The 19,520-nt window shown below is 71.5% G+C and carries 17 protein-coding genes; 9 read left to right on the top strand and 8 right to left on the bottom strand.

Going from position 1 to position 19,520, the window contains the following annotated elements:
- Positions 1 to 404: 404 nt before the first annotated feature.
- From B0I33_RS29995 to B0I33_RS17910, 3 genes are all read right to left on the bottom strand, one after another.
- A complete protein-coding gene (locus tag B0I33_RS29995; RefSeq protein ID WP_181193344.1) occupies positions 405 to 542 on the bottom strand; it encodes a hypothetical protein in 138 nt (45 codons plus the stop codon).
- Between the two features lie 87 nt (positions 543 to 629).
- Positions 630 to 1,022, bottom strand: coding sequence for a DUF2237 family protein (locus tag B0I33_RS17905; RefSeq protein ID WP_106180170.1), 393 nt, complete (start codon positions 1,020 to 1,022; stop codon positions 630 to 632).
- A gap of 57 nt (positions 1,023 to 1,079) precedes the next feature.
- Complete coding sequence (locus B0I33_RS17910; protein ID WP_106179949.1) at positions 1,080 to 2,024, bottom strand: PfkB family carbohydrate kinase; 945 nt, start codon at positions 2,022 to 2,024, stop codon at positions 1,080 to 1,082.
- Positions 2,025 to 2,218: 194 nt separating this feature from the next.
- Here B0I33_RS17910 and B0I33_RS17915 point away from each other — a divergent pair, with 194 nt between their 5' ends.
- On the top strand, positions 2,219 to 3,193 hold the full coding sequence (locus tag B0I33_RS17915; protein ID WP_106179950.1) for a cupin domain-containing protein: 975 nt from the start codon (positions 2,219 to 2,221) through the stop codon (positions 3,191 to 3,193).
- A 20-nt stretch (positions 3,194 to 3,213) separates the two neighbouring features.
- Here B0I33_RS17915 and B0I33_RS17920 read toward each other — a convergent pair whose 3' ends face one another.
- Positions 3,214 to 3,462 carry a GntR family transcriptional regulator gene (locus B0I33_RS17920; RefSeq protein WP_106179951.1) on the bottom strand — a complete coding sequence of 83 codons (249 nt, stop codon included), beginning with the start codon at positions 3,460 to 3,462 and terminating at the stop codon, positions 3,214 to 3,216.
- A gap of 161 nt (positions 3,463 to 3,623) precedes the next feature.
- Positions 3,624 to 4,460 (bottom strand): IclR family transcriptional regulator, encoded by an 837-nt coding sequence (locus tag B0I33_RS17925; protein WP_425440494.1) that lies wholly within the window; start codon positions 4,458 to 4,460, stop codon positions 3,624 to 3,626.
- A gap of 548 nt (positions 4,461 to 5,008) precedes the next feature.
- On the opposite strand from B0I33_RS17925, the gene B0I33_RS30810 reads away from it, so the two are divergent.
- The 3 genes from B0I33_RS30810 (at position 5,009) to B0I33_RS17940 (ending at position 7,423) form a co-directional block, all read left to right on the top strand.
- Entirely contained in the window at positions 5,009 to 5,392 is a 384-nt protein-coding gene (locus tag B0I33_RS30810) for a helix-turn-helix domain-containing protein (protein WP_106180171.1), read from the top strand.
- A gap of 219 nt (positions 5,393 to 5,611) precedes the next feature.
- Positions 5,612 to 6,265 carry a GNAT family N-acetyltransferase gene (locus B0I33_RS17935; protein ID WP_106179953.1) on the top strand — a complete coding sequence of 218 codons (654 nt, stop codon included), beginning with the start codon at positions 5,612 to 5,614 and terminating at the stop codon, positions 6,263 to 6,265.
- 60 nt (positions 6,266 to 6,325) lie between these two features.
- Positions 6,326 to 7,423 (top strand): DUF2332 domain-containing protein, encoded by a 1,098-nt coding sequence (locus B0I33_RS17940; RefSeq protein WP_106179954.1) that lies wholly within the window; start codon positions 6,326 to 6,328, stop codon positions 7,421 to 7,423.
- 10 nt (positions 7,424 to 7,433) lie between these two features.
- Here B0I33_RS17940 and B0I33_RS17945 read toward each other — a convergent pair whose 3' ends face one another.
- Positions 7,434 to 8,312: a helix-turn-helix domain-containing protein gene (locus B0I33_RS17945; protein ID WP_146147517.1), complete on the bottom strand. Its 879-nt coding sequence runs from the start codon at positions 8,310 to 8,312 to the stop codon at positions 7,434 to 7,436.
- 212 nt (positions 8,313 to 8,524) lie between these two features.
- The gene (locus B0I33_RS17950; RefSeq protein WP_106179956.1) at positions 8,525 to 9,379 is read right to left on the bottom strand and encodes a DUF5753 domain-containing protein; all 855 of its coding nucleotides are present in this window, start codon (positions 9,377 to 9,379) and stop codon (positions 8,525 to 8,527) included.
- Positions 9,380 to 9,622: 243 nt separating this feature from the next.
- Between B0I33_RS17950 and B0I33_RS17955 the strand changes: the two genes are divergently transcribed.
- On the top strand, positions 9,623 to 10,333 hold the full coding sequence (locus B0I33_RS17955; RefSeq protein ID WP_106179957.1) for a hypothetical protein: 711 nt from the start codon (positions 9,623 to 9,625) through the stop codon (positions 10,331 to 10,333).
- 375 nt (positions 10,334 to 10,708) lie between these two features.
- Here B0I33_RS17955 and B0I33_RS17960 read toward each other — a convergent pair whose 3' ends face one another.
- Positions 10,709 to 12,394: a GGDEF domain-containing protein gene (locus tag B0I33_RS17960; protein WP_106179958.1), complete on the bottom strand. Its 1,686-nt coding sequence runs from the start codon at positions 12,392 to 12,394 to the stop codon at positions 10,709 to 10,711.
- Between the two features lie 171 nt (positions 12,395 to 12,565).
- On the opposite strand from B0I33_RS17960, the gene B0I33_RS17965 reads away from it, so the two are divergent.
- The 4 genes from B0I33_RS17965 to metK all read left to right on the top strand — a co-directional run bounded on the left by B0I33_RS17965 (position 12,566) and on the right by metK (position 19,474).
- Complete coding sequence (locus B0I33_RS17965) at positions 12,566 to 14,194, top strand: alkaline phosphatase D family protein (RefSeq protein ID WP_106179959.1); 1,629 nt, start codon at positions 12,566 to 12,568, stop codon at positions 14,192 to 14,194.
- A complete protein-coding gene (locus tag B0I33_RS17970) occupies positions 14,191 to 15,453 on the top strand; it encodes an alkaline phosphatase family protein (protein ID WP_106179960.1) in 1,263 nt (420 codons plus the stop codon). Before B0I33_RS17965 ends, B0I33_RS17970 begins: the two co-directional genes overlap by 4 nt.
- Before the next feature lie 1,054 nt (positions 15,454 to 16,507).
- Positions 16,508 to 18,211, top strand: coding sequence for a glycine/sarcosine N-methyltransferase (locus B0I33_RS17975; protein ID WP_106179961.1), 1,704 nt, complete (start codon positions 16,508 to 16,510; stop codon positions 18,209 to 18,211).
- Between the two features lie 63 nt (positions 18,212 to 18,274).
- Entirely contained in the window at positions 18,275 to 19,474 is a 1,200-nt protein-coding gene (gene metK, locus B0I33_RS17980; protein ID WP_106179962.1) for a methionine adenosyltransferase, read from the top strand.
- Positions 19,475 to 19,520 lie beyond the last annotated feature (46 nt).

The following is a 19,520-nucleotide window of genomic DNA, read 5'->3' on the forward strand; positions in this document are numbered from 1 at the left end:
TGACCCACCGGAACCGGCGGGTGCCCGACGCGCACGGCGTCAGCGCGGTCACCACGTCGCGCCGCTCGCCTCCGAGCAGCCCGAGCCGCCCGGGGAAGCGCACGGCGTCCATGCCCATGGAGAACACGAGCAGCAGGTCCGACGCCACGTTCGCGACCTGGCCCGGGAGGTTCCGCAGCACCTCCGCGACGCTGCCGACGTCCAGCTGGTTCAGCGCCGAGTCCACCTGGTCGCGGCCGATGCCGAGCCGTTCCGGCAGCGAGGTGGCCTGCGTGATGAGTGCCTCGAACTGGTCGGCGTACCCGGGCAGCGTCGCGGCCAGCTCGGCGATGGCGTACGCCGGCGAGCCGGCCAGTGCCGCGAGCACCCAGGTAGGCGGCCAGCACACCGGCGAGCGCCGCGAGTCACGCGGGCACGCCGCGCCTGCGGAGCAGGCCGCCGAGCGGGCTCACCGCGACGGTGCGCACCAGGGCCGGGAAGATCGGGCCGAGGATGCCGGCGACACCGCGGCTCCCGGCGACCACCACGACCAGTGCCGCCATCCCGGCGAGCACCACCAGCCCGCACGGGCGCAGTCCCGCCCGGTCGCCCCACCGGTTCCGGCGGCTGCGGCGGTCCGGGCGGTGTGGTCACAGCAGCTCGCTGGGATCCGCGGGCACGTCGACGGCGTGCCGGCGCAGCGCGTCGAGCGGGATGACGTCGAGGGCCCGGACGTGGGTGGCGGCGAGGACCACCGGCGGTGCGGCCCCGGCCTCGCAGGCCTCCAGCCACCTGGCGGCGCACACACACCATCGGTCACCGGGACGGAGCCCGGTGAACCCGTACTCCGGTCGCGCCGTGACGAGATCGTTTCCCGCGGCCTGCTGGTGGGCGAGGAACTCCGCGGTGACGACGGCGCACACGGTGTGGTTGCCGAGGTCCTCGGGCCCGGTCTGGCAGCAGCCGTCGCGGTAGAAGCCGGTCACCGGGTCGGTACCGCACTCCTCCAGCCTGCCGCCGAGCACGTTGCGATCCGTTGTCATGCCATCCAGCGTGGCACGGACGAGCCCGATCCGGCAGACCACACACCGGTGGCGTGATCAGTCCGCCGCACCGGTGGCGGCGTCCAGCCGGGAGAGCTGTTCGGTGACGGCGGCGGGGGTCAGGTCGGGCCTCCCGCCGGCGTGGCCGACGGCCGCCCCGGCCGCCGCGGCGGCGAGCCGGGCCGCCTCCCGCACCGGACCGCCCCGGGTGAGCGTCGCGGTCAGCGCGGCGACGAGCGCGTCCCCCGCTCCCGTCGTGTCCACGACGTCCGGATTCACGTGGGGCAGGAACTCGTGCCGGCCGGACTCGACGAAGACGTTGCCCTTTCCGGAGACCTCGAACACCACCAGCGAGGGGCCCTCCGCGATCAGCTCCCGCGCCGCCGCGACGGCGTCGTCCTCGGTCGTGAACGCGCGCCCCGTCAGCAGCTCCGCCTCGGTGCCGTCCGCCCGGACCACGTCGGCGCCCGCGAGCAGCTCCGCCCGGCCGCGTTCGTCCCGCACGGCGCCGTCGAGAACGACCCTGGCTCCCGCGCGGCGGGCCAGCCGGACCGCCTCCAGCGCGGCGGCCGTGGGCTGCTGCAGCTGGACGACGACCGTGGCGGCGTGGGCGATCGCGGTGCCGGACGCCGCGACGTCGCGCGAGGTGAGGAGCATGTCGTCCGGGACGTGCTCGAGGTAGCGCCACTGGCCGTGGTCGTCGACGACGTCGACGATCAGCGCGGTCTCACCCTGCCGCCTGCGGACGACGCCGGAGGTGTCGATGCCGTCGAGGCCCGCCTGCTCCAGGATCTCCGACCCGGCGTGGTCGGTCGCGGTCACGCCGACCAGCGTCGGTTCGAGGCCCAGCTGGGCCAGGCCGACCGCCTGGTTCGCCCCCTTGCCGCCGAGCACCTCCCGGCGCGACCGGACGGCGACGCTGCTCCCCGCTCCGGGAGCCTCCGCGACGCGGAGCACGAGGTCCCGGGCGACCTGTCCGGCCACCACCACATCGATCGGCATGCCCCAGCCCTACCCGGCGGTGCCGCGGCCCAACCACGGAACCGGCCTTCGTCGGTTGACCGGCGGCGCGGCGCTGTTCTAGATTCGCGACTCACTCTTCCTCAGCACGAAAGACGTGCGATACCTCGTGCCGTGGCACGCGGGCGTTCCGCGGGAGGCTTCGGGAGCGCCTGTCGAGCAGCCTCCCAGGCCCGATGAACCTGCCCCTGGACGGCTTCTCCTACTTCCGCTCGGACGAGCCCGCCGAGACGCAGCGGAAGCTGTCCTGGCTGTTCTGCACGCACCTGTTCGAGCTGCACGGGGACACCGCCAACGTCGACGCGCGGCTCAACGCGGTGCGGCTGGGCAGGGTGCTGCTGCTCTCGGCGCGCCTGGGCTGCGAGGTGCGGCTGTGCCCGGGGGAGACCCGGCCGTTCTACGTCATCGTCATCCCGCTCGCCGGCCGTGGCGTCTTCTTCCTCAACGGGGAACGCGCCGAGGTCAATCCGGGGGTGGGTGTCGTCGTGTCGCCGGACGTCTCGCTGGACGTGTTCCTCTCGGCCGACTTCGCGGCGATCGCACTGCGGATCGAGGAGGGTGCGATCGAGCACGCCGTGGCCGACCGGCTGGGGTTCCTGCCGCCGGTGCCCGTGCGCTTCGACCCGCTGATGAACCTGACCGCGGGCCCGGTGGTGGACTGGTGCGACTCCGTTCTCGACTGCGTCGCGGACCTCGACGATCCGGCGAGCCTGCTGCTCGCCTCCGACGACCTGCTGCGCCGCATGGACGACTCGCTGGTCGGCACGTTGCTGGCCGCCCAGCCGCACAACTACTCGGGCTTCCTCGGTGACCGGCGCGAACCGCCCGCATCCCGGCGCGCCGTGAGTTTCGTGCTCGGGCTGATGCACCACGACCCTCGGCTGTCCCTCGCGGACTACGCGCGCCGCGTGGGCGTCAGCGTCGAGGCGCTGCACGAGGGTTTCCAGCGCCGGTTCGGCATCGTCGCGTCGGCCTTCCTGCGCCGTGTCCGGCTGCGGCGGGCGCGGGCGCACCTGCTGCTCGTGGCGGGTGAACCGGCGGCGTCGGCGCGCGAGGTCTTCCTGCACTGGAAGCTTCCCTACGACCCCGGCGCGCTCGCCGAGTACCGTCAGCTCTACGGCGAGTCGCCGGAGGACACCCTGCGGGGCTGAGCGGCTTGCCTGCCGGTCGCTCACCGGGCCCTGGTGACGAAGGTCCCCTTCGACTTCAGCGTGACCACGAGGCCGCGGTCCCGGAGGATGTCGGTGGCCTTCCGGACAGTGCCGAGGGCGACGCCGTACTCCTCGGCGAGCGCGCGCTCGCCGGGCAGCCTGCTGTTCGGCGCCCACTCGCCGGACTCGATGAGTTTCGTGAAGTGGTCGGCGAGGAGCTCGTAGGTGTAGCCCGGCTTGTTGTCCGGGTTGAACTTCGGACCGTTCATGGGGTCACCATAGAACGGTGCCGAGCAGTCGGCCCTGCTCAACCGCGGACCACTGCGTTATGCCGCGTCCTGCCGCGCCCGTGCCCGTTCTAGGAGCGGACACAGTGGACCGTGTGGCGTCCTTCCGGGACGGTGGGCCGGAAACCGCGTGGTTCCGCCGGTTACGGACCCGTGCGTTCGGCCGCCCGCTGCGTGGTCACCGGGTTGGTGGTGATCTGGTCCGCCACGTCGATCAGCACCTTCGCCGCCCGCTCGACGTCCTTGAGCGTGAAGCGCGCCGCCGGTGCGCTGATACTCAGCGCCGCGGGCAGGTGCGTGCCGAGCAGTGGCGCGGCGACGCAGCGACCGTCGGCGGAGGTCTCCCCGTTGTCCACGGCGTACCCGAGCCTGCGGACCTTCGCGAGCTCGTCGAGGTAGCCCTCGGCCGTCGTGATCGTGTTGGCCGAGTGCTGTTCCATGCCGGTGCGCTCGAGCAGGTCGCGTACCCGAGCCTCGGGCAGCTGCGCGGCGATCGCCTTGCCCAGCGCGGTGGAGTGCAGCGGATCGCGGTCGCCGCGGGAGGCGGCCAGCCGCACCTTGTGCCTGCTCTCCACGATGTCCACGAAGATGACGTGGTCGCCGTCGAGCAGGCCGAGGTTCGTGGTCTCCTCGAACTCGTCCCGCAGGTTCTCCAGCCACGGCCGGGCGCGCTCGCGCAGGACCTCGAGGTGGCGGGACTGCATGCCGACGAAGCCGAGGCCGAGCCGGTAGAGCCCGGTGTGCTCGTCCCGCTCGACGTAGCGGTGTGCCTCGAGGGTCCACAGATAGCGGAACGCGGAGGACTTGGGCAGGTCGGTCGCCTGGCCGACCTCGATCAGCGAAACGCCGTCGATGGACTCCTGCAAGAGGTTGAGAATGGAACAGACCCGCTCCACGGCGCGAACGGAGTAATCGCGTTCCTCAGTCGCGGCCTTCTCCGCGGTCTCGCCGTTCTGCCCTTGGTTTCGTCGCCGTGGCAGCGTAATCACGTCCCCTCGGAATCGGATCATGTATTTCAGAATCCTAGCGTGCGGGCGCTTTCCAGACAGGGGGCCAGAAGTCGGATTCCGTACCGGTCGGAGCCGTGGTCCGGGTCGGCTGGAGAGGGCTGTTTCGCCGCAACTTTTTCGAGTGCGCGAGGTATTTATTTTGCTGATTGAAACAGTGCGCCGGGAGCTGCCGGAGAGCCGGGTGGAGACGCAACTTGCCCGACGCAAGTTTCTTGCCGGGCCCCTCGGTGACTGGTTTACTCGGCGCGTTGGATTCCCTGCGCGAGGCGATCTGCAAGTTGCTGATCGCAGGATGCACTCGTTTGGTGGTACGGCTCGTGACGCCGGTGGAGCAGAGTAGCGGCGAGAGGAGGTGCGGTGGGAATGTGTCAGAACCGTTCTGCGAGTCCACGTTCCCCCGGCCCGTCATGACGCACCGACCGCTCGACCGTTCCGAACCGCCCGTGTCCGGGTCGATTCGCCGGCGCCCCGGTGCGCCGGATGGCCGAAGTCCCCTCACACACCCCGCATCGGTGATCATGGTTTATGGCAACGCGCAGGAAGCGCGAGATGACGAGCGGAACAGACCGATCGGCGGGCCACCGTGGTCCGTCCGGCCGCACGGAGAGCCCGGCGCGCCACCCGCGCCGGACGGCGGACCACCGCCGGAGAGCGACGACGTGGAGCCGATCTGGTCACTGGTCCGCAGGCTCCGCAAGCAACGCGGCCTCACCCAGTACCAGCTCGCCGACATGCTCGTGAGCCTGTCCAGCAACCGCGGTGTCAGCAGGCACGAGGTGGCCCGCTGGGAACGCGGCAAACGGGTTCCCGGGCCGTACTGGCAGCGCTGGCTCAGTGCCGCGCTCGACGTCCCCTCGGAGCAACTGCACGCGGCCGCCCGGCGAGGTCGCCGGCTCCGCTGAGCGGCCGGTCGCCCGCCACCCTGTTCCGCCACCGGCTCCGTTCCGGTGAACGGCGGTTCCGGAACCCTTTCGTGCTCGCGAGTTGACCGGCGCGGTGGATAATTTCATCGCGCTGGCGTCATCATCCCGCCCCGGGCCTGTCATGTCAGGTGACGGTCCCACGGCGCGCCAACCCATTGGCGGGGAGAAGCGACGTCACGACGCGAGCGAGGTGGCCACGTGACCGAACCGCCTGCCAATCCGCTGTCGATCCGGCTGTCCCTGCGGCACGAACGGCTGTGGTGGCACATCGACGACGAGGATCACTCCCCGGAGCGCTGGGACGTCTCGGCGGACGTGTGGGAGCTCGACTCGTGCCCGGCCCAGGTCCGGCACGTGGGCGACATCTCCCTCGTCGTCGCGGACCTGCACCGCGACCGGAACCTGCTCGACTCCGTGGCGCTCGGCGAGTGGGCGCTGGAGTTCATCGCCGAGACCGTCCTCGACGCCAGCGACGGGCGGCTGCACCCCGAGCTCGACTCGGAGCTGTCGGAAGGGCCGCCCCGCATGGTGATCGTGCGTGACGTCACGCTGTCCCCGGTCTGGCGCGGGCACGGGCTCGCGGCACCGCTGGTCGCCGGCGCCCTGCGGACACTCGCGCGCACTGCCCGCCTGGCCGCGTGCCGGGTGTCGCCGCTGGAGTTCCGTGCCACCACGCCGGACCGGGTCTCGGCGGAGCTGGTCAGCGTGCGCATGGCGGCCATGCTGGAACGCATCGGCTTCCGCCGCTGGCGCGACGTCCACGTCGTCGACCTGCGGGACAGCGCGTTGCTGGAGGCCCGCATGCACATCCTCGACCACTGGTGGCCCTCGGGACGCGGGCACGTGCCCTGAGCGTCCCGGGCGGGCCCGGATCGCGCCGGGCGGGCCGCTGCCGCGGGCTAGTATCCCCGGGTGCCAGGACCGAGGGAAGGCCGTGCCGCACCCGCGGGCAGGGCCCGCACGCTCGCCTGGACGTACCGGCGCTTCGGCGAGGTCGATGCCGCGGGCACGTCGCCGCTGTACGAGCGTGTCGCCGTCGCACTGAGCGAGTCCGGTGCGGCGCTGCGCGCCCTCGAGGCGGTGCCGGCACGCAGGCGGCACCCCACGGTGATCCTCGCCGCGCTGCACGACCTGGCCCTGGCCGGCCGTGCCCCGGCGCTCGCCGCGGCGTACGCCGCCGGGGACGGCGCCGCCGCCGCGGGCGCGGCCGTCGACACGCTGGTGCGGATGACCGGGCAGGTCGCGGCGGTCGCCGCGCGCAGGCGGCCACGGACCGACGAGACCGGACGCTGCTCCGTGCTGTACCCGGCCATCGCCGAGGCGGCACGCCGGGCGGGCGCGCACACGGTCGGACTGATCGACGTGGGCCGCTCGGCCGGGCTCAACCTCAACGTCGATCGCGTCGGCATCACCTACGGCGACGGGCGGATGCTGGGCGACCCGGACTCCCCGGTGCGGATGTCGTGTTCGCTCGTGGGGGACCTGCCCGTCCCCGCGCAGCCGATGCCTGAGGTCGTCGCCAGGATCGGCGTCGACTCCGATCCGGTCGACGTGACCGACGCGGACGACGTCCGGTGGTTGCGTGCCTGCCTGCCGCCGGACCAGCCGGAGCGTGCCGCCAGGCTCGACGCGGAGCTGGCGCTGGCGGCGACGGCCCCGCCGCTGCTGCTGCGGGGGGACGTTCTCGAGGCGCTGCCCGACGCCGTCGCCCTGGTGCCCGCGGACGCGCTGCCCGTCGTCACCACGACGTGGGCGCTGTCGCGGTTCCCGCCGGAGAGCCGCCCGCGATTCCTGTGCCGCCTCGGCGAAGCGGCCGCGGACCGGGCGGTGGCGTGGGTGTCGGCGGAGGGAGTCGGTGTCGCGCCCGCGGTGCCGACACTGGGCGATCGCCGCGCCTCCGGCCACAGCATCCTCGGGCTGGTGCTGCTCGACCGCTCGGCCCTGCGCGCCGAAGCCCTCGGCCGCTGCTGGTCACGGGGCCGCCTGCTGTCGTGGCTGGCGGACCCCTGACGTCACCACGCTAGCGGGCGTCCCCCTGCGGTTCGCCCGCCCAGCCGGTGATCAGCTCGGCCGACCGCTCCGCGGGCAGCGCCTGCGCGGCGATCCGTTCCCAGCGGGCCCCGAAGTCCGCGACCTCGTCCGCACGCTCGTGACACACCCACCCGCGCGGCGTCCGGACGTAGGCCACCCCGGGATGGCCGTCGAGTTCGGCGGGCATGTCCAGCACCGAGAAGTTCCCCTCGGCCGAGGGCAGTCCCGCCGCCGGGGGCAGCACCCGCACGGTCACGTTGCCCTGCGCCGCCCGCGCGGCGAGGTGCCGGAGCTGGGCGCGCAGCACCGGCTTGCCGCCCACCCGCCTGCGTACGGCCGTCTCGTCCAGCACCACGTGGAGTTCGGTCGGCTCGGCGCCGCACAGCAGGGCCTGCCTGCCGGGCAGCAGGGCGCGGCGGAGCTCCGCGTGTGGCGGCCGGGTCACCCGCAGCACGTGCTCCGCGTACGCCGGGGTCTGCAGCAGGTCGGGGACCGCGTACGGCTCGTAGAGCCGGATCCGGGTCGCCGACGACTCGTACGAGAGGAACAGCTCCAGCTCCCGCAGCTTCCGGCGCTCCGCCTTGTCCCTGGGCAGCAGGCCACGCCACCACTCACCCTTGCCCGCCGCGTCGGTGACGAGCTTCTGGTACCGCGCGACGTGCTCGGCCCTGCCCAGCGCGGGCAGCAGGGCGGCGACGTGGTCGGGGTTGAACTGCCGGACCGCGGCCTCCAGGTGCCCGACCAGCGACTTGCCCGACCACCCCGCGCGCTCCGCGAGCTGTTCCCGCGTGTAGCCGCGTTCCTCGCGCAGCGTCGAGATGTGCTCGCCCATCCATTTGGTCGTCACGAGCGGTGTCGCTCCGAGCAAGGCTGTCACCTTCCGCGGCGGGCGAAGCGCGGCAGCGCATCACCCGGACAGGCCACACCGCGGTGTAGCGCGCTACATCGCAGCGTGCTACGGTCGGACGTGGCTACAGGTTGGACCGTTCATCCGTAACCGTAGCCCCCGGTGACGCGGCGGCTGGGAATTCCGTGGACCACGGCCGCGTCACCGGTGTGAACCCGTTCCCGTCAGCTTCCTCAGCGACGCCGCCGTTCCGATGCCAGGTGGTCGATGAACTCCCGAGACCGTTTCGTGCTCAGCGCCTGTCCCCGCAACCGGTCCGCCCGGTCGCGGAACACGCCGATCTGGCCCGCCTTCTCGAAGAAGGTGCCCTCGACGACCGTGGCGACATACGCGACGCCGGGGTGACCCTCCAGTTCGGGCGGCATCGCCATCACGGTGAACCCGGCGTCCGTGCTGGCGTGCGCGCCGAGGTCCGTCGGCAGCACCCGGATGTCCACGTTCGACCGCCTGCCCACGTCCAGCAGGTGCCGCAGCTGCTCCCGCAGCACCGCCGGTCCGCCGACCGGCCTGCGCAGTGCCGCCTCGTCGATGACGCACCGCAGCACGCAGGGGTCATCGCGGTCCAGCACCTCACGCGTGCGCCCGGCGCGCACCTCGCAGGCGAGCTCGACCCGTTCCTCGTCGGCCTCGGGTTCGGTGGCGTGGACGATTGCCTCGGCGTAGGCGGGCGTCTGCAGCAGGTCGGGCACCACCTGCGGGGCGTAGGTGAACGTCTCGACGGCCGAGGTCTCGTAGCCGAGGAACAGCTGGTACCACTCCGGCACGGCACCCTCGGGGAGGGTGTCCCACCACTGCCGCCTGGCCTTCGCGCGCTCGACCAGCGCCGCGAAGTACCCGGCGCGGTCGCCGTGTCCGTAGTAGCTCAGCAGTACTTCGATCTTGTTGACCGCGGGGAAGTTGCGGCCCGACTCGACGTGGCCGAGTGCGGCCGGCGACTTCTCCACGCGTTTGGCCGCTTCCGACCGCGAGGGGTTGTGGCTGCTGTTGCGCATGGCGGCGAACTCGGATCCGACCCATCTGCGCACCACGATGGGACACGCTTCGACCAAGGCGTCATCCTCCGCGTGCGGGCGAGTGCGGGCGCACTTCACCCGAATAGGCCACGCCCGCGATGTAGCGCGCTACGTCGTAGCGAGCTACATTGGTCGTGGCTACTGGTTACACCTGACACCTGTCACCGTAGCCGCTGGTGACGCCGGTCGTGGGTACCCCCTGGATCACGGCCGCGTCGCCCCAAAGCCTGGGGATGACAGTTCGGCCTGGGGAGTCTCATGGACAGCAGCAGCGCGCCCGCGGTGCGCCGGGTGGGCGTCGAGCCGTGGAGCGCGACACTCGACGTGCGCACCGCGGCGCTCGACGTGGACGAAGCGTGTTTCCGGCTGGCGTTGCGGCATCCGTACCACCGCACCGGCGACACGCCCGTGCTGTATGGCGCCGAGTCGATCGCGCCGTGCACGGGCGAGCTCACCCCGGACGAGCGGTTGCTCCTCGAGCTCGACTATCCCCGTGGGGTGCTGCCGCACGCGCACGACCGCAGCGCCCACGGCCGGTTCGAGCAGGCACACGTCGCCGACTACGTGCAGGCGCTGTTGCTCGCCCACGAGCGCCTGCTGGATCCACCCGACGAGCGGGCGGAGCGGCGGTACGCCGCCCGGCGCGAACTGCGCCCCGAGGTCCGGCTGCGGGTGTGGCAGGCGCGGTACCGCGTGTGGTTCCTCGCCGGGCGGGACAAGGCCTCGGCGCGGGAGCGCGCCGGAGAGCTGGCCGCGACCATCGTGGACTACGCGGGCCGTCCGTTCGCCCGGATCCACGACGTGCGGCCCGACCGTGCCGTCCTCCACTGGGACACCGACGTCGCCAGGGCACTGTGGAGGGACCACGAGGAGGGTGACCGGCACGATCGTGCCGGACTGCTGGCGCGTTCGGCCTGCGAGCTGTGGCGGGCGTTCCTCGTTGCCCGTGTGGCGCCGGTGAGTGCCTAGCACCGTGTCCGCCATCCCCGATCACGTGTCCGCCATCCACGATCACGTGTCCGCCATCCACGATCACGTGTCCGCCATCTGCGACGGTGCTCACCATGCCCGGTGTCGCCGACCGCGGACACGGGGACACGGACGGCGGACACGCGCGCACAGTTGGCGGACACGCGTGCACGGACGGCGGACACGGCGGCGTGGCAACTTGATCCGTTCGCACCCTCGACCCTCGCGGCCCGGTGCCGTATGCTGAAACATGAAGCTCTTGCAATGAGATTCATGTTCGCGGGCTTGCCGGGCGCCATTGCCCCCTCCTCGGGCGCCACGGCATCGAGAGTGCCCCGGCGCCGGACCCCCAGCGGCGCCGGGGCACTCGTCACGTCAGCCGGCGGAGCGCCGGTTCCCCGGCGAGGGTGGCTGCCCGCGGAGGATCTCGAGACGGTCGGATCCCGGCCAGCCGTTGACCCAGCTGGAGCCGGTCACCGCCTTGGCCTCTTTCTTCAACGGCGCCAGCATGCGCGAGATCTCGCGGTAGGACCCCACCGACGAACCCGCGCACACCAGGGTCGCCAGCGACACCGTCACCGGAACGCCCTCCGCGGACCAGGCGCTCTCCAGCACGCCGTCGGCCAGCTTCGTGATCCGGTCGATGCCACAGGCGATGAGGAAGTCGTCGCCGCCCACGTGGCTCACCACCACGTCGCCCAGCGTGGCGCTCAGCTCCGTCAGCCTGCGGCCGAGCGCGCGGATGAGGTCGTCGCCCGCCGCGAACCCCACCGTGTCGTTCACCCGCTTGAACGAGTCGACGTCGAGCCAGCCGACCACCACGGGCTGGCTCGCCGCGACCCGGCGATCGACATCCCGGGCGACGGCGTCGCTGCCGGGCAGCCGGGTCAGCGGGTTGAGCGCGGCGGCCTCCTCGATCTTCGCCTCCGCCATGCCGCGCATGATCTCGTGGACGAACACCACGCCTTCGCAGCGACCGTCCTCGTCCACCACCACGATGTCGTCGCCGGTGCGGTTCCAGTCGGCGTCCGCGACGAGGTCGAGCAGCTCGATCGCCGCCGCGCCCTTGCGGATCACGTGCGGCGGGTCCGCCAGCCGCGCGGCCGGCCGGTGCGCGTGCAGCGCGTGCCCGAACGGTCCGGTGACGGCGAGCAGGAACCGTGTCCGGTCGATCGACCACTGTGGACGGTCGTCGAGGTCGACCCCGACGATCCCCGTCGGTGCGTCGTGCGCGGCGAGCACCGTGCGGACCTCCTCGCACGTCGCCTCGGCGGGCAGGGTGGTCGCCGGCCGCAGGAACGCGTCGATCGACGGCATGGCGGTGGGCGTGAACGACGGCGGGCCGAGCTGGTTGTCCGGGCTGGCGAGGGTGAGGGTGCCGGTGGCGGTCATGCCCGGCCTGGCGGGTGCGAACAGGTTGCCCTGGACCACGCGGACACCGATCCGGCGCACCGTCTCCAGCTGCTCCTCGGTCTCGATGCCGGTGGCCACGAGCCGGGACTGCGTGCGGGCCGTGTAGTGGACCAGCGCTTCGACGAGAGCGACCGTCGCCAGATCGTCGGGCAGTCTGCGCAGCGCCGTCCGGTCCAGCTTCACGAGGTCCACCCGTGACTCGGCGAGGAGGTTGAGCGGCAGGTCTCCGGCCCCCAGCCCGTCGAAGGCGAGCCGGAAACCCGCGTCGGCCAGCCGGCGCAACCCGCCGAGCAGCGCACCGGACGGCACGCTGTGGAACGGCGGCCCGATCTCCAGCACCACCTCACGAGGTCTCCGGTGCGCTGTCGTCAGCGCTTCGTGCAAGGGGGCCAGTGCCTCGGCGGGAGCGGCCGCCGTGAGCGCCGTGATGTTGAGATGCAGGGGGAGGAGCGTGTCCAGCTCCGCCTCGTCCAGTACCGCGCGCGCGGCGAGCCCCGCGTCGACCTCGACCAGCCTGCCCTGGCGCAGCGCCGAGCCCAGGAGCTCGCGCACCTCGCCCGACGGTGGCCGGGCCAGCGCCTCCACCGCGACGACACCGCCGGTGTGCAGGCTGTACAGCGGCTGGAACGCGAAGCGGACCTGGCTCAAGGCGACTCCCACGCCTGCACGGCGAAATGTAGCCTGATACTCACACGACCCGGCGACAGAATCAAGGCTGCTCAAACCTCCGGCATCTTTCTAGTCCATTGAGCTGAAGTTCAGTTGAACGGCTACCGGGCAGTAGTGACAAACCACGCCGTTTATGAAATGTCTTCAGCTATGAATACGTGGACTCGGCGAGAATTGTTCCGTGCGGGCGGGGTCGCCGCCGTCGCCGCGGGGGCCGGAGCGTTCGGTGGTGTGGCGGTCGCGGACACCGGCCCCTTCGCCCACGGCGTGGCGTCCGGTGACCCGCTGCCCGGCGGCGTCGTGCTGTGGACCCGGGTCACCCCGGTGGCCGACGCCGTCCCCGGCTCCGGGGCCGGTCCCGAGGTGCGGGTGCGCTGGGAGATGGCGCTCGACGAGGGGTTCCGGAACGTCGTGGCCCGCGGCGCGGTGCCGACCGGCCCGGCGCGTGACCACACCGTGAAGGTCGACGTCACCGGACTGGCCCCGGGCACGTGGTACTGGTACCGGTTCCACCTGGGCGGGGCCGCCTCGCCCGCGGGCCGGACGCGGACGGCGCCGGCCGGGGACGCGCCCGTCGACCGGCTTCGCTTCGGCGTGGTGTCCTGCTCGAACCTGCAGGCCGGCCACTTCTCCGCCTACCGCCACCTGGCCCGCCGGGAGGACCTGGATGGTGTGCTGCATCTCGGTGACTACCTGTACGAGTACGCGCCCGGCGAGTACCAGGCCCGGGACGTGGTGGTCCGCCCGCACGACCCGCCGATCGAGATGACGACGTTGGCGCACTACCGGCGCAGGCACGCGCAGTACAAAGCGGACCCCGACCTGCGGGCGCTGCACGCGCGGGTGCCGTTCGTCGTCACCTGGGACGATCACGAGTCCGCGAACGACGCCTGGTCCGGCGGTGCGCAGAACCACACCGAGGGCGCCGAGGGCAGGTGGCTCGACCGCAGGGCCGCCGCCCAGCGGGCCTACGCCGAGTGGATGCCCGTGCGCTACGAACCGGGCGGGCGGCTCTACCGCAGGTTCACGTTCGGCGCGCTCGCCGAACTGTCCATGCTGGACCTGCGCACCTATCGCAGCAGGCAGGCCGCGCACCCGCTCGATCCGGCGATCCACGATCCGGATCGGACGATCACCGGAGACGCGCAGCTGCGCTGGCTGCGGGACGGGCTCGTCACGTCGGGTGCGCAGTGGAAGCTGGTCGGCAACCCGGTGATGATCGCGCCGGTCCGCTTCCCTTCGACACTGTCCACGGAGGAACTGCGGGCGCTGTCGCGGCTCACCGGGCCGTTGACCGGAGTTCCGTACAACGTGGACCAGTGGGACGGCTACACCGCCGACCGCAGGGAGCTGTTCGCGGCGTTGCGGGATCACGGCGTGCGGGACACGGTCTTCCTGACGGGCGACATCCACTCCGGCTGGGCCGCCGACCTGCCCTACGACCCGCTGACGTATCCGCTCAACCGCAACTCGGTCGGCACCGAGCTCGTCTGCACGTCGGTCACGAGCGACAACCTGGACGACATCCTGCGCGTGCCGCCGCGCACCGTGTCGCTCGGCGTCGAGGCGGCCGTCCGGGTCGCCAACCCGCACGTCCGCTACCTCGACTTCGACTCGCACGGCTTCTCGGTGCTGGAGGTGGCGCCGAGCCGCGTGCAGATGGACTGGTTCGCGCTGGCCGACCGCACCGATCCGGGCAGCGCCGCGCGGCACACGGCGTCGTTCACCGTGCGCGCGGGCACGCAGCGCGCGGTCCGGACGTGGGAGCCGCTGCGATGAGCGGGGTCTCCCGCCGCCACTTCCTGCGTCTGACCGCGGGGACGGGCGCCGCGGTCGTGCTCTCCAGCGCGACCCCGGCCGCGCTGGCCGAGGGCGGGCCGCGGGACACGCGGGTGTACGTGCTCGTGGTCGACGGGTGCAGGCCGGACGAGATCGGTCCCGTGCTGACCCCGCACCTGCACCGCCTCCGGGAGAGTGGCACGAACTTCCCCGCCGCGCGTTCGCTGCCCGTCATGGAGACCATCCCGAACCACGTGATGATGATGTCCGGGCTGCGCCCGGACCGCTCCGGCGTTCCGGCCAACTCGGTGTACGACCCGGGGGAGGGCGCGGTCCGCACCCTCGACCGGCCGTCCGACCTGCGCGCCGCGACGCTGCTGGACCGGCTGCGTGCGGCCGGTCACGTGACCGGCAGCGTGCTCAGCAAGGAGTACCTCTACGGCATCTTCGGCGAGCGGGCGAGCGTGCGCTGGGAACCGTTCCCCATCGTCCCGGTGAGCGGGCACGCGCCCGACCTGGCCACCACGGACGCGCTGATCGCGATGGTGCACCGCGCCGATCCGGCGCTGGTCTTCGTCAACCTCGGGGACGTGGACCGGGCCGGGCACACCGATCTCACCGGAACGACACTGCGCGCCGCGCGCACCGCGGCGCTGTGGTCGACGGACCTGCAGGTGGGCAGGTTCGTGGCGGACCTGAAGCGCACCGGGCGCTGGGCGTCGAGTGTGCTGCTGGTGCTCGCCGATCATGCGATGGACTGGTCGCTGCCGCACCGCGTGGTGTCGCTCGCGGGTCGCCTGGCGGCGGATCCGGCGCTGACCGGCCGGGTCGTGGTGGCGCAGAACGGTGGCGCGGACCTGCTGACGTTCACCGGTCCGGAGGCCGAGCGGGCGGCGGCGGTGGCGCGGATGCGGTCGATCGCGGCGGGCACGGAGGGGGTGCTGTCCGTGCACGCGCCCGCGGAGCTGCGACTGGGTCCCGAGGCGGGGGACCTGGTGGCGTACTGCCGGGCGGGGTGGCGGTTCACCGATCCCGACGTGTGGTCCAACCCCATTCCCGGCAACCACGGCCATCCGGCCACGGAGCCGATCCCGTTCTTCGTGGCGGGCGGTCATCCGGCCGTGCGGGCGGGAGCCACCTCGTCCGCGCCGGCCCGGACGGTCGACGTCGCGCCGACGGTCGGCGCGCTGTTCGGCCTGCCGGAGCCCGCGGGCGGATATGACGGAACCGCCCGCCTCGACGCGCTTGTCGGTGTGTGACGCCGTTTCCTCCCCACCGCCGAGTTCTGCGTTCCGGACGTCGATTTCTGCGTTCGGGGCGCCGAGTGCCGCATTCCGGAACGCGAGTGCCGCGTTCCGGCCGGTGAATTCCGCATTCGGTCTTCGTGGTGACCGGTACGGCATCCTCCGGGAATGCGGAACTCGCGTTTCCGAACGGGGGACTCGCGGCCTGGAATGCAGAACTCGCGGTTCTGGGCGGGGGGCTCGCGGGGCGCGGCGACGGGGGCCCGGCCAGGCGCTGCGGGGGTGCCGCGGGGCACTGTCGGCGCCGGGATCGCGAGGGTTGCCCGCGAGGCACCCGGGGTACCCGGTCGGGCACCGGGGGTGGCTTTTGCCGGGTTTGTTGATCGATGCGCAACGCGTTGCTGATAACGCTACGAACTCGACTGGGCGTGTCGCCGTCAGGCCGGTGGACTAGTAAAGCTGTGAAAGTGGCACCCAGGGCAACCTTGAGTGGTACTGACTGCTCCATACGAGTGAGATCGTCGTCATGGCCGGTGAAGCGTCGGTAGAGCTGTCAAGAGCCGGTGAAGGATTGGCCGGAACAGCGCGACTACCACGCGGTATACCGTCTTCAGGGTCGCTCCGGAGGGCTGTGCGCGGTGCGCTCAGGAGTGCGGATCGCGAGCGCCGGAGTTATACAACGGGTGAAACCGCACGTCACGCCATCGACCCATTGATTGGTTCCGCCCGGGCTCAATAGATTGGCTCAAGGCGCTTCGCCGGGATCAACGTGGATGCCCGCAGCGGGGTGCCGAGTCGGGGTGAATTGGGTCGAGGGGCGCACGCGCGGCGCCCTCGGCGGAGGCTGCGCGCGAACGGCGCTGCGGCCGCGGAATTTCCACCGGCTGCGGACCGTGTGGCCGCGCGCGTCCGCGTGACTTTTTCCGGCTGATTGGCGGCGGTGCGCCGCGCGCCTTTTCGCGGGTGAGGAGGAAACCGAACAGTGCCGTGAATGCCGTGCCGAGGTGAGGGAACGCGCCACGCGTTCCGCGACTGACTGTGTATCCGGCCGCACGTGGAGGGAAACGCAATGAACGAATCAACGCCCGGCCAGACGGACGTTCGACCGGCCGGAACGGCCGATACCGACGAAATCCAGGCGCACCCGGCGCAGAAGTTCGGAGAGGACCCGCTGCAGGTCCGGGACACGGACCACTACACCAACGAGTACGTCAAGGGTTTCGTCGAGAAGTGGGACGACCTGATCGACTGGAGGAAGCGCTACGAGAGCGAGGGCAGCTTCTTCACTGACCTGCTCAAGTCCCGCGGCGTGAAGTCCGTTCTGGACGTGGCGACCGGCACCGGTTTCCACTCGGTGCGGCTGATCGAGGAGGGTTTCGACACCACCAGCGTCGACGGCAGCCCGGAGATGCTGGCCAAGGCGTTCGAGAACGGGATGAGCTACGGCGGGCACGTGCTGCGCGTGGTGCACGCGGACTGGCGCTGGCTCAGCCGGGACGTGCACGAGAAGTTCGACGCGGTGATCTGCCTCGGCAACTCGTTCACGCACCTGTTCTCCGAGCGGGACCGGCGCAAGGCGCTCGCCGAGTTCTACTCCGTGCTCAAGCACGACGGCATCCTGATCCTGGACCAGCGCAACTACGACTCGATCCTGGACAACGGGTTCTCGAGCAAGCACAGCTACTACTACTGCGGTGAGGAAGTGGTGGCCGAGCCGGAGTACGTCGACGACGGGCTCGCGCGCTTCCGGTACAGCTTCCCCGACAAGTCGCAGTACCACCTCAACATGTTCCCGCTGCGGAAGGACTACGTCCGGCGGCTGCTGCGGGAAGTCGGCTTCCAGCGGGTCGAGACCTACGGTGACTTCCAGGAGACCTTCGCCGTCGACGAGCCGGACTTCCTCATCCACGTCGCGGAGAAGGACTACGTGAAGACCACCGACGACCGGCTCAACTACTCCGCCGCGGTCAACGTGGCGCGGGACTACTACAACTCGAACGACGCCGACAACTTCTACTTCACCATCTGGGGCGGCGAGGACATCCACGTCGGCCTCTACGAGACGCCGGACGAGCCGATCGCCCCGGCCAGCGTCCGTACCGTGGAGCGGATGGCGGGCAAGCTGTCGCTGACCGAGCACAAGCACGTGCTGGACCTCGGGGCCGGCTACGGTGGTGCGGCCAGGTACCTCGCACGGACCTACGGCTGCCGGGTCACCTGCCTCAACCTGAGCGAGGTGGAGAACGACCGCAACCGCCGGTACAACGAGGAACAGGGTCTGGACCACCTCATCGACGTCGTCGACGGCTCCTTCGAGGACCTGCCCTTCGAGGACAACCACTTCGACGTCATCTGGTCGCAGGACGCCATGCTGCACAGCGGTGACCGCCTGCGGGTGCTGCAGGAGGCCACCCGCGTGCTCAAGGCGGGCGGCGAGTTCGTGTTCACCGACCCGATGGCGTCGGACACCTGCGAGAAGGCAGCGCTGCGGCCGATCCTGGACCGGCTGCACCTGGACACGATGGGCTCGCCCGCGTTCTACCAGCGTGAGCTGAGCAGGCTCGGCCTGCGCGACATCACGTTCGAGGACCACACGCCGCAGCTGGCGACGCACTACGGCCGGGTGCTGCAGGAGACCCAGCGGCGCGAGGCCGACATCGCCGAGAAGGTGAGCCAGGAGTACCTCACCCGGATGAAGAAGGGCCTGCAGCACTGGGTCGACGGCGGCCACGCGGGGAACCTCGCGTGGGGCATCTTCCACGCGCGTTCCTGATGGCGTCCGGCACACCGGCCGCGCACACCGAAACCGACATCACCGAGGAGAGAAGGCGGAACTGTGACTGCAAACCGTAGGCTGTTCACCAGCGAGTCCGTGACCGAGGGCCACCCGGACAAGATGTGTGACGCGATCAGCGACACGATCCTGGACGCGATGCTCGCGGCCGACCCGCGCAGCCGGGTCGCGGTGGAGTCGCTGATCACCACCGGCCAGGTGCACATCGCGGGTGAGGTCACCACCGAGGCCTACGTCGACGTGCCCGCGCTGGTGCGGGACAAGGTGCTGGAGATCGGCTACGACTCCTCGGCCAAGGGCTTCGACGGCAACTCCTGCGGCGTCAACGTGGCGATCGACGCGCAGTCGCCGGACATCGCGCAGGGCGTGGACACCGCGTACGAGTCGCGGCTGGAGAACGCCCTGGACGACCTGGACAAGCAGGGCGCGGGCGACCAGGGCCTGATGTTCGGCTACGCCTGCACGGACACGCCGGAGCTGATGCCGCTGCCGATCGCGCTGGCGCACCGGCTCTCGCGGCGGCTGACCGAGGTGCGCAAGAACGGCACCGTGCCGTACCTGCGTGCCGACGGCAAGACCCAGGTCACCATCGAGTACGCGGGCGACCAGCCGGTTCGCCTCGACACCGTGGTGATCTCCAGCCAGCACGCCGAGGGCGTCGACCTCGACGCCGAGCTCGCGGTCGATCTCAAGGGGAAGGTGATCGCCCCGGAGATCGAGAAGCTGGGCCTCGAGGCCGAGGACCCGCGGATCCTGATCAACCCGACCGGCCGCTTCGTGGTCGGCGGCCCGATGGGTGACGCGGGCCTGACCGGCCGCAAGATCATCGTCGACACCTACGGCGGCATGGCGCGGCACGGTGGTGGCGCGTTCTCCGGCAAGGACCCGTCGAAGGTGGACCGTTCGGCCGCGTACGCGATGCGCTGGGTGGCGAAGAACGTGGTGGCGGCCGGCCTGGCCGACCGGGCCGAGATCCAGGTCGCCTACGCGATCGGCAAGGCGGCGCCGGTGGGCCTGTTCGTCGAGACCTTCGGCACTGAGAAGGTCTCCCCGGACCGGATCCAGGCCGCGATCGACGAGGTGTTCGACCTGCGCCCGGCCGCGATCATCCGCGACCTCGACCTGCTGCGGCCGATCTACGGGCCGACCGCGGCGTACGGCCACTTCGGCAGGCCGGACCTCGACCTGCCCTGGGAGCGCACCGACCGGGCCGCGGCGCTGAAGGACGCGGCGAAGGCCTGACCCGCCGTCGTGGGCAGGGGGCCGGGGTTCGCCCGGTGGAGAGCCC

Origin of the sequence: Prauserella shujinwangii (assembly GCF_003001955.1) — a bacterium.
GTDB classification, from domain to species: domain Bacteria; phylum Actinomycetota; class Actinomycetes; order Mycobacteriales; family Pseudonocardiaceae; genus Qaidamihabitans; species Qaidamihabitans shujinwangii.